Source organism: Phaeodactylibacter sp. (genome assembly GCF_040219495.1).
Lineage (GTDB): Bacteria > Bacteroidota > Bacteroidia > Chitinophagales > Saprospiraceae > Phaeodactylibacter.
In genome coordinates this window covers 1-15,804 of sequence record NZ_JAVJSK010000094.1, presented here as the reverse complement: position 1 = coordinate 15,804, position 15,804 = coordinate 1, and the positions used below count along the sequence as shown (strand labels likewise).

Below are 15,804 nucleotides of genomic sequence, written 5' to 3'. Positions count from 1 at the left end.
GGCCCGTACGGACAAGTATGAGCGCTTTCCTATTTCCCACATTCTCCCTCCAGCCCTGCAATCCACTCGCGGACCAGGGCGATGCCTTCTTCATGGGGGACCGCCCGTCCAATTTCCGGCATCATTACCCCCGGGTCATCGGCTTCCATACGGTAAACCAGGATGGAGCGGTCGGGCTGACCGGGCTGAATGCCAAACTGCCTGCCTCCCGAGCCTTTGCCGGCAGCAACCGGCGATTTGCAAATGCCCAGCTGAGCGGGCTGCCCCAAAAAGTCGGTACCCAGGTAAAGGCCGGTGGTATGCGCCGGCCCCTTAGGATGATGGCAATGCCCGCAGTTGATCTCCAGATAAGCCAAGGCCCGCTCAGCTACTGTGCCGGTTGCGGGGTCGTCCCAGTCGGGCAGAGGGGCAAACTGTGCCGCCCAATTTCCGGCTGCCAGCTTGCCAGTTGCCTGCCAGCGCTCGACCTGATTGTCCACCGTGCCATCCGGATAGCTGTAGGGTGCATTTAGGTTGCGCACCTTAGGGCCTATAGGGAGTAACACCTTGTCCTGATTGTGGCAGCTTTTGCATTGGTTTTTGTTGGGCACGGCATACTCCACAGTGCGCGCCCAGCCCTGCTCATCGGTCCAGGCAATGTCTTTGAAGCCGCCTACCAGATTGAGCTCCGCTTCAGTATCGGCTTCGTTCCAAATGTAGGTGTAGGCATCCCACTTCCCGTGGCGCTTCATCAGCAAGCGGGTTTCTACCAAGTCCTGGTTGTGTGCAGGCTGTCTAAAATCAGAAGGGTAATAGAAAGTTTTGATCAGGACCGTATGATCGGGGAAAATCACCCGCCCCTCCGTATTCACGGTAGCTTGTACACTGTCCGGCATCCAAACATAACGCGCCTTGTGCGCATAGTCGGTGAAAAGAGAGGTGATGGGTGCGTAGGGCAGCACGCCGGTATTGGGCACAGCACCGTCCTTTCCTAACGACTTGAAAAAGGCATAGTCGGACAACTCGGGGTAGGGCACAGCGACCGGGTCAAATTGAACAGGCCCGACAGCAGGTGCGGTACGGCATTGCCATAGTACAACCGCCAGGCTCAGGCTGAAAATACAGAAGGTCAAAATACGCTTGATGCTCATCGTCGAATGGTTTTACCCTTCCGGGGCACAGGCGTATGCTGATACTTCCTGCTGCACCTTTTCAAAATCGTTTGCGGCATCTACATCGGCAAACCGCAGATCAGAACCGGGCTGATCAATGCAAATATTCATGGGGTTGCTGCCACTTCGGCTATGGTCCAGGATACCATCGTAGAGGATGTCCTGTGGCTTGCCGGGGAAGAGATAGTTGACCATTTTACCAAAATCCTTGCTCAGGTCTGGCACAGCACGCTTGCGCTCGTAAGTATTGCCATAAATGCGGATGTCGTAAGAGTATGGGTCGTAGTTCTCGTCTTCCCAGGGATTCTCCGTAATGTAGTAGCTGGCAATAGCGGTGCCAATGGTTTTGTGCCCGATGATCCGGTTGTTGTACACGTCCACTTCTTTGGCCGCCAGCAGGATGATCCCTGTACCCGGTGGTACAATGCCCACAATATTGCCTTCGGGCGCAAAGTTGGTGTGGTTGTTTTCAATAATTTCGTTGTCATAAAGTTTACAGCCCCGGCCATTGCCTGCAGGCAGCTCCGGCAGGTCAAAGACGAGTATGCCACCGGTATTTTGCGCTGCCTGGTTGTTGTAGACCTCGGCCTGCGTGCAGTTCTCAATTTCAATACCCGCTACATTTTCGTGAGCATAACAGTTGCGGACTATCACATTGGTGCATTGCCCCACATAGATGCCAGCATCCGAAGCATAGCTGGCTTCGCAACCTTCAATGAGCACATTGGTGCTGGAAACCGGATAGAGCCCGTAGCCGCCATTGGACTCATCTGCTCCGCCCCGCCAGGAAGTTTTGATGTTGCGGATGGTAATGCCGTTGCAGTCCTGCAGTTTGATGGCATCGCCTTTCGTATCCAAAATCGTGAACCCTTCAAGTGTAACCGAATCTGCCGTTACGCGCAGCCCCTCTGCTCCGGCTTTTTGGTACCGGAAGGAAAGCACGGTGGCGTCTATGCCCGCACCACGAATGGTGACATTGGGAATGCCATCGAGCGAAAGCGGGCGGTCAAACTCAAAAGTGCCGGCAGGGATGTCAACTACACTGCCAGGCTCAGCGGTGATCAGCTGTTCCTGCAGGGTTTGGTATAAATCGGTGGCGATTTCACCGGGCGCGGCCTCCTGTGGTGCCGGGCTGCAGGAGGCCAGCCACAGGAGCGTAGCAGTGTACAGTATAGTGTGGAGTCTCATGGTTGAATTCGGTTAGGGCAATCGGAATTAGAACTTCATCATCTCGGATATGGGCTTCACCGTGTAGCCTTTTGGCCTTTCGAAGTGGGAGGCCTCAACGGGTGTATTATCCAGTTTGACCACCTCCATAACCAACCCTCCGTCTGCCCCGGGAGTGGCGATTTCAATCCGCATCGGGAGTCCCTCAATATTGGTGGATCCGAAGAAACCCGTTGCCGACACATTGCCCTGATTGGGCACGGATAGCTGGGGCGCCTTAAAAGCATCTGTTGCCCAGATCACCTGTTCGGTTTTTCCGCCCCCGTCGTTAGCCATGGTAAGAACATATTTGTGGCAGGTATAGCCAAGAATTTCCATGGTCTCGCCGGCTACTTTTTTGGCCTGCTCCTGATTGGCAAATGCCTCCTGCCCTTCCTCCATGTCTTCTTCTGACATTTCGAAAATGGTTTTTTCACTGTCCTTGACCACATAGGATTGTCCGTTGTTGACGATAATGCGCCCCATCATATTGGCCACCATACCGCCTACCATTTCGGTAGCCATTTGGTTGTCGCCATAGCGGGTGATCATCTTTTCGGGCATAAAGGCCGCCATCATCCCGGCATCTTCTCCCTCGGCATTAAGTTTGTAGCTGTACTCCAGTGTGCCTTGAAAGGTTTTCTGAGCCCAGCTGAGTGTGGCGGTACTTACGGTAAGTAGCAATACAAATAAAATACGCATGTGTTGATTTTTTTTGATTTAGTGATTGACCAACAGCCCGCACTGGAACTATTGGCGTTGTGCGCTTTGCTGAAGTAGGGGTTTATGGTTGTCCAGGAAGCTGGAGTAAGATTCCAAAAGTGCCTGTTCACTATCAATCACATCTGACAGTAAATAGGCAAAGGTGATTTTAGTTTCCTGCTCTTTGTCGTTGATATGGGCGTAAGCAAAATCACCCAACCTGTTCATTTTATCTGACAGGGTATGCGAATGGGTTTCAATTTCCATCAATTGTGAGATGAGTTCAAAGTCTACCAATTCGGCTTTATTGGAAATGAAGAACCGCAAACTGATATTTTTAACAAATGGGAATTGAATACCGCCTAAGCTGCTTAGCTGTTCACCGAGCGTTTGCTCCTTTTCACTGATGTCGTTTTCAAGCCCGGCGAGGACATCGAAGTGCCTTTTCAGCACCTCGTCTACAGCGCTTTGACCCAGCTTGATTTCGGTTTCGATAGCCTGCAGGGTCTTGGCAAAAAACCTTTTATTATTGGCTTTTTCCTTGAAATTGTTGATCGAAACGGCGATCAGCACACCAATAACTACAATAGCTATTTTCTGTAGAAGGTATACGATTCGGTTTTCCATTGGCTGCTCTTGATTATCTGCAACTTAGCGACGAGCGATTGATAAGCGTCGCTTAAAGATACAAGAAATATGCTGTTGGGGAGGAGTTGATTTTTTCAAAAAACGTGTGTATTTTGTTATAAAAATGGGCACTTTACCTTTCGCGCTCCGCGATCATCAGATTGTCAGTATTGATGAAGTCAGCCGTGGCTTATCCTGTGGTTGCACCTGCTTATCCTGCGGTGCACCTATGGTGGCCAAAAAAGGGCAGCGGCAAGCCCACCATTTTGCTCATTATAAAGGGGCGGATTGTGCGCACGGCCTGGAAACCGGGCTGCATCTGCGCATCAAAGCCTTGTTCCGGGAAAGGCGCAGCATCGTAGTGCCGGCCCTGTACCTGCTCCGGCAATCGGTGGCTTACTTTCAGCCCTATTTGTTCAAGTACGATCAGGTGGAGGAAGAGCCCTATGTAGGGCAGCTCTATCCCGACTTAATTCTGCGCAAGGGGCAGCGTGCACTGTTGCTGGAGATCGCAGTTACCCACCAAACCCCTCCCCGCAAGCAACAAAAACTCCGGAAGTTGGGCTTGCCTGCCCTGGAAATTGATGCACTATCGCTGTATGAGACTGTTCTGCAGGGCAGCGGGCCACCCGACATCCGCGCATTTGAGTACGAATTGCAGCAGGGGACAGGCTATAAAAAGTGGCTGTTCAATCCGGCCCGGCAGCGGGCAGCGTTCCGCTTACGCAAGATGGCTATTGTCCGGCCGGTCAAACACCGGTTGTACAAAGGCTACCATCAGTACCTGACCACTGACTGTCCGCTGGGCAAGCGACGGTGGCGGTCTGGCTACCGGGAGGGGCAGGCTTACGCCAATGTCATTCAAGATTGTATGCACTGTCCGCGTTGTGCCTTTCTGGAGTACGAGACGGAATATGTGGGCTATCAGGAGGTCCCGCTTGCGCCTGTCAGGGTACACTGTTGGGGGCATTTGGAACAACCTGTAAAGCCTAAGCCTTGGCAGACACCTGTATAATACTTCGCGAAATATCCATTTGGATCGGCGCGGTTAGACTACATTTGCGCTTATTCAATTTGCTATGCTCTGAGGCTTAAAAAAAGAGTACTTTTAGCCTAATTCGTTCAATTGAAATCCGCGCTTATGAAAAATTACATTTGGGTATCAATGCTCTGTTTAATCAGCCCCCTATTCGGGCAAGATACGCCTGCCCGCACCTTTGAGGCCCGGGTCTATGGCAGCGCTTATGTGCTCAATTCCCGTTGGCATACTTACAGGCCATTATCGGTTAAAGGGTTTGACGTTGGCCCGTTCTCATTAGCTTTATCTACTGCAAAGGGGGCAATTGTACAGGAGCTTGAGCTAGGCTACTGGGGGGGTGAAAATGGCTTGCCCGGTTACAGGCAGGAACTGCAGCAGATGCACCTGAGGTATGAATATGGCACTTACCTTAGTAGAAAAATCCTGAATCAGGTGCGGGTACGCATCGGTGCCGGCTGGCAGGTCTTTTATCAGCATAGGGAAGAAATACCAACGGTTATTGGCAGGTACCTGCGGGATCGTGACCGAGTTGGTCTGGGCATGGACTTCGTGTCCCACTTTGAGGTGCCATTGCGACCGCGCCTGTTTTTAGATTTGAGCTTAGGGTTCCTGAATTTCACCTACGCCCTGAACCGGTCTTACTCCCACAATCCAGGGCTGCCGGAGCGGCAGCGTGAACTAACTAATTTTGAGCTGGATTGGTTGTTGCTACGGCAACTGCGGATCGGAATAGGTTACCGCTTGTAGGTAAAATAAGCCCGGCGCTCTGTATGTCAGAACGCCGGGCTTAACAAGAGTATCATGAAGGCCAAGGGGTACTCTTAAATAGCTTGCAGCAACTCAGCGGCTCGCTCTGAACCGTAATTAGCTGCTTCCTCCCAGGCCTGTTGAAACCCCGATTTTCCCAGCTGTTGCAGGGTCATACCCCGGTATAGCAATAGCTCCGACTGAGAGGCATTAAGCTCGTTGTCAATGCTTAGCGCGGTATCAAAAGCCGTCAGGGCATCTTTGTATTTGGCTTGTTCAAACAAAGAGATACCATAATTGCAGAATGCCCGTTTGCGCCACTTGAAGTTGGGGTCATCTTCATTGAAATGACGCTTCGTCACGAACTTAAGTTCAAATTCTGCTTTGTCCCATTGCTCCAGCTTAAGGTGGCATTCTCCCTTTATACGGCGGGACTGCCAAAACATAGGCTGTAAGGGAATAGACCCTTTAATCGCGTAGACCAAGTCTGCAGCTGCGGCAGCGTAATCTTCTTTTACAATATAGACCAGGGCACGGCCCAGATAAGGTTCTGCAGCATTAGGGTTGATGTCTATGCTCTTGGAATAGTCATAGATCGCATCGTCGTAGTTGCGCAACTGCTGATTAACAAAACCACGGCGCTCGTAGGCCTTGGCATGACGCTCATATTTATCGATAGCCCGGCTTAATGCCTTCATGGCTTCTTTTTCACGGCCTTCTTCCTGAACGAGCTCACGCCCCTGCAGGAATGCTTGCACCGCAGCCTTGTCACTATTAGGCTCAATAACGAAATGCTTGACAACTTTGCCCTCATTGACCATCCATGCACTGAAGCTGCCGGCAATCGCATAATCGGCAACAAATTTCAGAATGTTGATGGTATTATTCCACTCCTTCGAGGTGGCAGCAGGGGCAATTTCACGAGGCACATGTAAAGACTGCGACTCTTCGTCAAAGACTGCTTCTCCATTCAGGAGAATAGCATTGCGATAATAGTTTTCGGATCGGTGCTCAAACATATCTACCATTTTTTGGTAGCTACGCTCAGTACCGAACTCAAAGTGCCCGGAAAAAATAGCTTTGTAAGTCATTGCTGCTGCCTTTTAATATCCTCTGTTGTAGTTGATGTCCTGTCTTGGCACCGTACCTGTGTACGGCTCCAGTATATGTTTGGGTGTAGTTGCTGTGGCGGGTAATCCCTACGGAAGCCCCTACAAACTTATCTTCTTCAACCTTACCGGTTCTGATTGATACTCCTGCAACAATATTGAGGCGGGGGTATGTTCACTTTTAAGGTTTCTGGCTTTGATCGTGAAACCGAAAAAAGCCTAAGCTAAGTAGTACTTGCTGTGTTCCAAGCATTTCCCCAAAGGAAACAGTTGCCCGCCATTTCTATTTCTTTGGTGGGCAAAAGCAGTTTTGGAAAAGCTCTAAGCAAATTGGGGTAAAGCAGCTACAGTTAATTTTAATCGCTACTGAGGGCTGCTGCATGTTTTCTCAAGTCCTGACGACAGGCAAAATGCCCTCGCTTTAGGTCGGATTATGTTTTGGATGGGAAATTTTGGTAATACCATCTAGTATTCAAAGATGGCATTTTTTTGTCGGAAAGGCAAGTTAAGGTGCTAAAATTTCATCACTTATATTCAGGTGCCGCAATAGGCTTAAGGGGGGTTGGGCTGTAGGGGGCTATAAATGCTATGTTGGGTGCTCCCCTAGAATAGGATAATTTGATAAAACACGATACAGGGCGAATACAATTTTTTGCAGGAGCGTCCCACAGATAGGAACAAATGTGGAAAACGCGTTGATAACCTGACGGATTTCCACATCGCCCCGCAAACACCTTGTTAGGTTGGTCCGGGTGGGCCCACTAACCCGGATTAGCGGCTGTTGTTTTTGGAATGGGAGCCTTTGCGGGTACTGGACCTAAAAGTGCATTCGAAGTAGTTTTGTGTTGGAAATCAATTGTTTAGGGTTCGTGGTGTCTGCTAATCGTTTACGCTCAAGGACTTCCGAAACAAGCCACTACTTGTATTTAATGCAGACATTTTTGGGCTCGGTAAAGAACCGGAGGGCTTCCTGCCCGCCTTCGCGCCCAACGCCCGATTGCTTCATGCCACCGAATGGGGTGCGCAAGTCCCGTACCATCCAGCAGTTGACCCAAACGATGCCGGCCTGCAGTCGCTCCGCCATGCGGTGAGCCCGGCTGACGTCCTGCGTCCAAAGCGTGGCTGATAGCCCGAATACTGTACCATTGGCTAGTTCGAGGGCTTCGGCCTCCGTATCAAAAGGCGCAACACTGACCACCGGCCCAAATATTTCCTCCTGATTGGTACGGCACGTTATCGGTAGCCCCTCAATGACAGCCGGGCGCAGGTAATAGCCGTTTTCGTGGGCGCCGCCGGGGTTGACCGTTGTGCCCCCGCAGAGGATTTTCCCACCTTCTACTTCCGCCAGGCTGAGGTAAGACTGCACTTTTTCCAGGTGCCCTTTGGAGACCAACGCGCCAAGGTCGGTATCCTTGGCCAGTGGTGGGCCGACCTTCAGGAATTGCGTGCGTTTGACGAATTCGTCCCGGAAGCGCTCATAAATCGGGCGCTCCACATAGATGCGGGAGCCGCAAAGACAAATCTGGCCATTGTTGGAAAAGGAGGAGCGGAGCGTCTGCACCATCATTTCATCAAAGTCGCAATCAGCGAAAATGATGTTGGGGTTCTTGCCGCCCAGCTCAAGCGATAGCTTTTTGAACAGGGGCGCTGCCGTTCGGGCGATATGCTGCCCGGTTTGGGTACCACCAGTGAAAGAGATGGCCTTCACTGCCGGGTGCTCCACAATGGCCTGCCCGGCTTTGGGCCCCAGCCCATGCACGATATTCAGCACACCCGCAGGGAGCCCCGCCTCTATGCAGGCCTGAGCAAGCAAAAAAGCAGTCATGGGCGTCAGCTCTGAGGGCTTGGCCACTACCGTATTGCCAGCCGCCAGCGCTGGCGCAATCTTCCAGGTGAATAAGTAAAGGGGGAGATTCCAGGGCGAAATGCAGCCTACTACACCCAGGGGCTGCCGCAGGGTGTAGTTGATCGCACTGCCAGCCATGCTATGGCTTTCCGACCCAAATTGCAGGGCTGCTGTAGCAAAAAAACGGAAGTTGGCCTGCGCGCGCGGAATGTCCACCGTACGGGCCATTGTAAAAGGTTTGCCACTGTCTACAGCCTCCGCCTTGGCGTAGGCTTCCAGGTTTTGTTCTATGATATCGGCAATGCGCATCATCAACCGGAAACGGGTGCGGGGCTCGGCATTAGACCAGGTCTCAAAGGCTTCCTGAGCAGCCCTGACCGCGTTTTCAATATCCTCCGGGCCGGAATCCGGGATTTGACTGTACACTTCACCGGTCGAGGGGGTGATGTTGTCCATGTAGGCACCGGACTCTGCAGGCACGAGCGCACCATTGATATAATTCTTGATGTACTTTTCGGCTGACATGTGGGCGGTTTTAGTTGGTTTCGCTTCCCCAAAATAGGGATTTCTGCCGGAATTCTGCATCTTTCCTCCTCGCCCTGGCTTAGTTGAGACGCCCCCGCTTCCCCTTTGCGTAGGCCTTGCAGCACTCTTCCTCCTCTTTGCGTGAACCTTGCAGCGCTCTTCCTCCTCTTCACCTGCCCGCACACCAACAATTGGTACATTCAATCCCGGGAACATGCACCTTTCTACCCTTTGATTGTTAGGGTTTTGTATCTTTGCCAACTTAACTGATACAAGTACAAAAAATCAGGTCATGCTAGATAATAGGCCAGTATCCGAATGGCTGCCCATCACCTGGGCAGAGGTAGAAGCAAGAGGGTGGAATGAATTGGACGTGGTGATCATTTCCGGGGACGCCTACGTGGACCACCCGGCATTTGGTACGGCAGTGATCGGCCGCATCCTCGAAAGTGAAGGCCTGCGCGTAGCCATCGTACCTCAGCCCAACTGGCAGGACGATCTGCGCGACTTCAAAAAGATGGGCAAGCCCCGCTTGTTTTTCGGTGTTACCTCCGGCTGTATGGACAGTATGGTCAACCACTACACCGCCGCCCGCCGCCGCCGCTCCACGGATGCCTATACGCCGGGCGGAGATGCGGGCTTCCGGCCGGATTATGCGACTATGGTTTATACCAAAGCCCTCAAACAGCTCTACCCTGATGTGCCGGTACTCATCGGGGGCATCGAAGCCTCCCTGCGCCGCGTGACTCACTACGACTACTGGTCAGACAAACTATTCCCGAATATTCTGGAAATGAGCGGGGCAGATATGCTGGTCTATGGTATGGGCGAGCTGCCTCTGCGGGAAATCGTCCGCCTGCTGCAACGGGGCGTACCATTCCACTCCATCGATACAGTGCTGCAAACCGCCATTCAGCGGTACCCGGCCAATGTTCCCAAAAATAAAAACTGGGAAGACCTCTGGCTCAATTCCCACGAGAAATGCCTGCGCGATAAGCTGGCCTTTGCCGCCAATTTTAAGCACGTTGAGCAACAGTCGAATAAGGTACAGGCTAAGCGTATTTTGCAGGAGGTCAACGGGCAGACCCTCGTCATCAATCCACCCTATCCACCTATGGAGGAGCAGGAAATTGATAAATCCTTCGACCTGCCCTACACCCGCATGCCTCACCCCAAGTACAAAAAGCGCGGTACGCCTCCGGCTTACGAGATGATCCGGTTTTCGGTCAATATGCACCGGGGCTGCTTCGGGGGCTGCAGCTTCTGCACAATTTCTGCACATCAGGGCAAGTTCATCGCCAGCCGGTCTGAGGAGTCTATTCTCAAAGAAGTGGAGCAAGTGACCAAGATGCCCGACTTCAAAGGCTACATCAGCGACCTCGGCGGCCCTTCGGCCAATATGTATAAAATGAAAGGCAAGGTGCAGGAAATCTGCGACCGCTGCGTGGCGCCCTCCTGTATCCACCCAGTCGTCTGTTCTAACCTGGACACGAGCCATAAGCCGATGACCGAGCTTTACCGCAAAGTGGATGCCCACCCTGAGGTCAAAAAAGCCTTTGTAGGCAGTGGCATCCGCTACGACCTACTGGTAGACAGCTACAACAAAAACCACGACGGCAGCCTCGACGAGTACATGGAGCAAGTCGTAACCTGCCACATTAGCGGCCGCCTGAAGGTCGCCCCCGAGCATACTTCAGATGATACCCTGCGCATTATGCGCAAACCTTCCTTCAAGCACTTCCACGAGTTCAAAAACAAGTACGAGGCGATCAACAAAAAGCACGGCCTCAATCAGCCGCTCATCCCTTACTTTATCTCCAGCCACCCGGGGTCAAAGGAGGAAAGCATGGCTAATCTGGCAGCTGAAACCAAAGACATGGGCTTCAAGCTGGAGCAGGTGCAGGATTTTACGCCCACGCCCATGACGGTCGCCACGGTCATCTATTACACCGGTGTGCACCCCTACACCCTCAAGCCGGTCTACACTGCCAAGACCAAAACGGAAAAGCGGCAGCAGCACATGTTCTTCTTTTGGCACAAGCGGGAGAACCACAAACAGATCCGCGAGAAGCTCATCAGTATCGGCCGGGAAGACCTCATCGAGAAGCTCATTGATGATCAAAAGAAGTTCCGGAAGAAAGAGTACGTCAAAAAGCGGAGTGAGGTCAAAAAGGGGAAGCGGAAGAAGCGCTATGGGCGGTAGTAAAGGCGGAGTTGCAATTCTGAGCTAAATCAACGTCTTTTCAGCGAGAGTTCCTCATGTCGTATTTAGAATGTCTCCTCCCTCAAGGGGGGGGCGTTGCGTTGCGCCCTTCGGATGTTTTTTTAGGGTCGATTCCTAAAATAAGTTGACAAATTATCGGATAAATCCCTGAAAAAGGTTGTCACATAATCTTATTCCTGAATTAGGTTGTCAAAGATACATTGTATAGCTTAGAATTTAGTGAGTGAAGCGGAGAAGGCTCTGCTGAGGAGCACCCTTCGAGGAATAGCTCACTCTTTAAACGCCTGTCAAGGTATAGCCGGCCTCCCTAAGTGAGGCTGGCTATTGTGATAGGCGGCAAAGTCATGCCTTCAAAACTTTTGCCGCTTTTGGCTTTTTCTTTCGTTGTTTCCACAGTTTTTTTTAGCGGACCGCTACCTTTTTCATGAGCTTGCTGGGGAGTCAGCATACTCCTGTTTGGTATACCCTTGCTTGTAATCTTGACGTGAAATAAGCTCTAAAATGGAATAGTGAATATATCAATTCTTCTGAGGTGCTTTTTACAGTTACTTGTTTTCAATCAGATTTAATCGTTTAGAACAGCTTTTTTTCTTGGAGTGCAATTTTTTTGCACAAACCTAAATTAAATTTGAAGCCTAAACAGGGGAAACTGAAAACCTGGCCTAAACAATGGGCGGATAAAGAGAGTAAGTGAAATGTAATTTAAGCGAAATGAAGGTTTATTTAAATCATGGATTATTGCTGTTCTTTGCAATGTCTTATTTTTTATTTTCTGCAACAGGCTGTAGTGATGATTGTGCGGAAGATGATAGTAGGCATATTCGGAAAAATTTTTCTATTGATTCGCAGGTGTTTCCCACAACTACTAGTTTCCAGCAATGTCCGATTCCTGAGAACCCAGCAGCTTTGCTTTGGGCACAGGGAATGAAATACCGGAAGTTTTTGGATGTGGAGAAGTGAGAACACGATATTTTCTCAATCATTGGATTTTGCAATTGAAGGCAAATAGTGAATGTGCCGATGGAGATGTGAATGAAGAATGGTTTGCGCCCGCTTTTCCAATGGAGGCTACTTGCTATTTTGAGTCTCAGGGTGGGCGCCCTATGCCCATAAACTCAGATTTCGGACAAGGAGAGTATTTTACCATGTGCCCTGATATTTACAGGGCCACTAATCGGGGGGTTGCCGATTATCACATCGAACTTTATTTAAGGTCACCTCGGTTCCAGGCAGCAGGTACTAATTGTTCTGGGTGTGCTAATGATGATTATATCGTTAGATTTCGCACCGATCGTGAATTTGTTGATGTAGGTCAAGATGAACAAACAGTTTGTTTTGATGATGCATTTATTTTTGCTAAACCATATTCGGCTATTGTTGATTGCCTTTAAAAAACCAATTGTTATGCGAATAGTATTTGTTTTATTTACGTTAGCATTATTAGGCTTTGGGTGTACTAAAGATAGTCTGTCCCTTTCTAAATTGAAAGAAACCCTAACCCTAATCGATATTTACAGGGCAGTTACTAATGAAAGCCTTGATGCATCACTTACCATTGACAATTATCAGGCTAACTTCGGATTTTCAGAAGAAGATAGGGTTACCTTGGTATCCACTGCCTGTGTTCCAGGTAAAGATATCTGCAAATATTCTAGTATCGCAGTCGATGACCTTCAACTTAAATTTGAAGAAGGTACCAACCGGTATCCTCACGATCCGATTTATAATGACCTTTTTGGGAAAACGGTTTCCGTTAGTTTGTTAGAAGGTGAAGGCGTCATTGGAAGAAACGGAATTTTGACTCAATTATATATCCCTCATGCCTTAGAAGTCGATATCAATGAAGTGCCGCAGTTGTCAAATAGCTTTGTGCTAAATTGGAATGCTGATCAGATGAATGAGCTTGGGGTTTATATAATTGTCCAGTATGCAGCTGTAGAGAACCCTAACTTCGTAGATGACTTCCCAGAAGAAATTGTCAACTATATCCAAACGGAAGATGACGGTAGCTATATTTTTCAAGTGAATGACTTCCCAGATATTCCTGAAGGCTCTTTGGTTACCCTCAAAATCATAAGGGGGGCTTTTGAACTGGCAGAAGAAGGTGAGGACCTCATTCGGGTATTTGCACTTTCTCACGTAACCGGTTATGCCCGGTTTTAAGTGCGAGCTGAAATCGTAAAATTTGATGCTGATGCCTTGTCTTTTAAGATGGGGCATCAGTATATTTTTTGGACAAACCTGGACAAGTCAGGCCTGCAAACTATTGTTACCTTTGCAGGGACAGCTGCCTGACCTATGCCATTTTCACTACTTGATCTGATCATTTTTATCAGCCTCGCCCAGGGGCTGGTGTTTGGGGGTATTCTCCTGAGTGCACCGCAGTTCAAAGGCACCGACAGCCGTTATCTGGCTTATACCATTATTATGGTGTCGGTCATTGGGCTGAATGAATGGCTGAGCAGCTGGGGTTTTGACGATCAATATTACTTTATTGACTTTTTCGGGGATGATGTGCCCTGGATGCTGTTGTTCTATGTACCCATCGTTTGGTATTTTCTAAAAGCAACCGGCCATACCGGACGACATATTCGGGCTTTATCCATTTTGCTGGTCCTGCCCTTTGCGGTCTTTCTATTCCTGAATATCCTTATTGACCTGGACGTGGACTTTGGGCTGTACTACTCCACGGCAGTTCTGGTGGCGCTGTGGGCAGTCATGGAGTTCTTGCCGGTAGGACAGGCCGATGCACTTGGGCACTGGGATTATGCACTTTGGGGTGGGGTTTCCTGCTTTATTTACTGGTTGTTGTATCAGGGGTTGGTGCGCAGCAGGCTTGAAGAAGTACCGGCGGAGGGGCTGGAAAATGTTGTGGAATCCGGTGCGCAGACTGAGGAAGCTTCATCAGATGGGGTCTCAAAAACAGCAGAAACCTATCAGGCTGCTCTTCAGGTACTCTTTGAGGAGGAACAATTGTACCGGGACCCCGACCTGAGCCGCGATAAAGTAGCTGCTGCTTTGGGCATTAGCCCGGGGTACTTGTCTCAGGTGATCCGTGAAGTCTCTGGCAGCAGTTTTACCACTTATGTCAATGCCCTACGTATAGCGGCGGTCAAACAGATGTTGGAAGACGAAGCCTACACATCCTACAGTTTGCTGGCGATAGGAGAGGAAGCCGGGTTTAGGTCGAAATCTGCATTCTATACTACCTTCAAAAAACATACAGGCATGACTCCAAGTGCCTACCAAAAGAGTGCGCATTCCTCAACTTCTGACAATTGAGTGCTGCTAGCGGATAAAAAAAGTAGGGTTTTATCATTTGCGCAACGTCATTAGAGCAAACTAAAATAAATCAATGATGACGAAATGCGCGATTTACACCTTACTGGGTATGCTGGCCTTCAACAGGTTGAATGCTCAGGATCCTACATCCAGCGGGCAATAGGGCTTACAGGCAGGCTGGGCAGAGTCTTCCCTTCATGATGCCCACACCCAAAACCCAACATTCTAAATGGATCAATCATGGAAAAGTACACCATAATATATAGGTATTATTTTTTGCCTTATCTCGCTTTCGTGCGAGAGGCATATCATGGGCATTCAGTATAGGAATAACCCGGAGGACAATTTTGAGGCTTTCTGGTTGGAGTTCGATCAAATGTATGGCTTGTTTAGGGTGAAAGGAGTAGACTGGGGTGCGGTGTACGGGCAGTACCGCCCTATGGTTGATGGACAGACCACTGATGAGGAGCTTTATGCTGTTTTTGTAGAAATGCTGAGCCTTCTTGATGACGGTCATATCATTCTTTTACCGGTTGGTACTGATTTGCCGATGTACAGAGGCGGCCCGGCAGGTAAGATTGATACGACCAGAGATTTCAACCTGGAGTTGCCTAATGGCTGGGGCTATAGCATGAGCATTGGAGAGTGGAGAGCAGCTGATGGCCGTAGTTACGAGGGCATTGGGCTGCCGCCTGATGAGGTGGTGCAGAATGTGCGTGCGGACTATTTAAACGGAAGAGATGAAGCGCTGGAACGGGCTATCGAGCTGCTCCGGTAGCAGCGTTAAAAAATTATTGACCGAGAATAGCACGATTGCCAGTATGTGGCCCTGTAGATTTAGTGTTTTGAATTCGGGATAGCCGCTATCAGTAGGACGTTACCAAATGATGGCCGCTACCTGACTTTTACCCTTTCAGGAAAAAGCAAAAGTTGCTTGTGAGAACGGGAAAAGGGTTATACATTTGCATTCGCTTCGCAAGAGAGGCAGCGCTTTGAGGAGCGGTTGAAAAAAGGAGCAAAATAAATTTGGTAATTTCAATATCAGGTTTTATCTTTGCACTCGCTTTTAAAGAGGAGCGGCTAACTTTTGGGACGGGGTTATTTAGAACAAGGTGCACACGGCACTAATTTGGAATAAAAAGCCTCAGAAAGTTTGCAGGAATGAAAAGTCAGCGTATCTTTGCAGTCCGCCTTGAGAAAAAGGCTGGGCAGCGCAGATGAGCGCTGGTTTTCAGGTAAGATTTTAGAGCGGCTGAAGAGCTGCTTAAAGATACGCCCAATTGAGGGCAGAAAGTTCATTGACACTGTTTTGTTAGAAGGTAAGCATGAGAATGCGGAACTTCGAA

The 15,804-nt window shown here is 49.7% G+C and carries 15 protein-coding genes; 8 read left to right on the top strand and 7 right to left on the bottom strand.

Annotated features, from left to right (window positions below; all coding sequences use genetic code 11):
- Positions 1 to 29: 29 nt before the first annotated feature.
- The 4 genes from RIC19_RS14375 to RIC19_RS14360 are packed head-to-tail and all read right to left on the bottom strand — an operon-like array spanning position 30 to position 3,686.
- Positions 30 to 1,130 carry an SO2930 family diheme c-type cytochrome gene (locus tag RIC19_RS14375; RefSeq protein ID WP_350179027.1) on the bottom strand — a complete coding sequence of 367 codons (1,101 nt, stop codon included), beginning with the start codon at positions 1,128 to 1,130 and terminating at the stop codon, positions 30 to 32.
- Positions 1,131 to 1,142: 12 nt separating this feature from the next.
- On the bottom strand, positions 1,143 to 2,339 hold the full coding sequence (locus tag RIC19_RS14370; RefSeq protein ID WP_350179026.1) for a parallel beta-helix domain-containing protein: 1,197 nt from the start codon (positions 2,337 to 2,339) through the stop codon (positions 1,143 to 1,145).
- Positions 2,340 to 2,366: 27 nt separating this feature from the next.
- A complete protein-coding gene (locus RIC19_RS14365; protein WP_350179025.1) occupies positions 2,367 to 3,059 on the bottom strand; it encodes a DUF4412 domain-containing protein in 693 nt (230 codons plus the stop codon).
- 48 nt (positions 3,060 to 3,107) lie between these two features.
- Positions 3,108 to 3,686 carry a DUF6090 family protein gene (locus RIC19_RS14360; RefSeq protein ID WP_350179024.1) on the bottom strand — a complete coding sequence of 193 codons (579 nt, stop codon included), beginning with the start codon at positions 3,684 to 3,686 and terminating at the stop codon, positions 3,108 to 3,110.
- 124 nt (positions 3,687 to 3,810) lie between these two features.
- On the opposite strand from RIC19_RS14360, the gene RIC19_RS14355 reads away from it, so the two are divergent.
- On the top strand, positions 3,811 to 4,701 hold the full coding sequence (locus RIC19_RS14355; protein ID WP_350179023.1) for a competence protein CoiA family protein: 891 nt from the start codon (positions 3,811 to 3,813) through the stop codon (positions 4,699 to 4,701).
- A 126-nt stretch (positions 4,702 to 4,827) separates the two neighbouring features.
- Positions 4,828 to 5,472 carry a hypothetical protein gene (locus RIC19_RS14350; RefSeq protein WP_350179022.1) on the top strand — a complete coding sequence of 215 codons (645 nt, stop codon included), beginning with the start codon at positions 4,828 to 4,830 and terminating at the stop codon, positions 5,470 to 5,472.
- A gap of 74 nt (positions 5,473 to 5,546) precedes the next feature.
- Here the strand turns inward: RIC19_RS14350 and RIC19_RS14345 are convergent, their stop codons facing one another.
- Positions 5,547 to 6,563, bottom strand: a complete 1,017-nt coding sequence (locus RIC19_RS14345; protein ID WP_350179021.1) for a tetratricopeptide repeat protein — start codon at positions 6,561 to 6,563, stop codon at positions 5,547 to 5,549.
- Positions 6,564 to 7,497: 934 nt separating this feature from the next.
- On the bottom strand, positions 7,498 to 8,952 hold the full coding sequence (locus RIC19_RS14340) for an aldehyde dehydrogenase (protein ID WP_350179020.1): 1,455 nt from the start codon (positions 8,950 to 8,952) through the stop codon (positions 7,498 to 7,500).
- Positions 8,953 to 9,244: 292 nt separating this feature from the next.
- Here RIC19_RS14340 and RIC19_RS14335 point away from each other — a divergent pair, with 292 nt between their 5' ends.
- Positions 9,245 to 11,155, top strand: coding sequence for a YgiQ family radical SAM protein (locus tag RIC19_RS14335; RefSeq protein WP_350179019.1), 1,911 nt, complete (start codon positions 9,245 to 9,247; stop codon positions 11,153 to 11,155).
- A gap of 328 nt (positions 11,156 to 11,483) precedes the next feature.
- Here the strand turns inward: RIC19_RS14335 and RIC19_RS14330 are convergent, their stop codons facing one another.
- Complete coding sequence (locus tag RIC19_RS14330; protein WP_350179018.1) at positions 11,484 to 11,624, bottom strand: hypothetical protein; 141 nt, start codon at positions 11,622 to 11,624, stop codon at positions 11,484 to 11,486.
- Positions 11,625 to 11,887: 263 nt separating this feature from the next.
- Between RIC19_RS14330 and RIC19_RS14325 the strand changes: the two genes are divergently transcribed.
- The 5 genes from RIC19_RS14325 (at position 11,888) to RIC19_RS14305 (ending at position 15,236) form a co-directional block, all read left to right on the top strand.
- Entirely contained in the window at positions 11,888 to 12,136 is a 249-nt protein-coding gene (locus tag RIC19_RS14325) for a hypothetical protein (RefSeq protein ID WP_350179017.1), read from the top strand.
- Positions 12,137 to 12,165: 29 nt separating this feature from the next.
- Complete coding sequence (locus RIC19_RS14320; RefSeq protein ID WP_350179016.1) at positions 12,166 to 12,567, top strand: hypothetical protein; 402 nt, start codon at positions 12,166 to 12,168, stop codon at positions 12,565 to 12,567.
- Positions 12,568 to 12,580: 13 nt separating this feature from the next.
- Entirely contained in the window at positions 12,581 to 13,339 is a 759-nt protein-coding gene (locus RIC19_RS14315) for a hypothetical protein (protein ID WP_350179015.1), read from the top strand.
- 135 nt (positions 13,340 to 13,474) lie between these two features.
- Positions 13,475 to 14,458 (top strand): helix-turn-helix domain-containing protein, encoded by a 984-nt coding sequence (locus RIC19_RS14310; protein ID WP_350179014.1) that lies wholly within the window; start codon positions 13,475 to 13,477, stop codon positions 14,456 to 14,458.
- 310 nt (positions 14,459 to 14,768) lie between these two features.
- Complete coding sequence (locus tag RIC19_RS14305; protein WP_350179013.1) at positions 14,769 to 15,236, top strand: S41 family peptidase; 468 nt, start codon at positions 14,769 to 14,771, stop codon at positions 15,234 to 15,236.
- Positions 15,237 to 15,804: the final 568 nt, after the last annotated feature.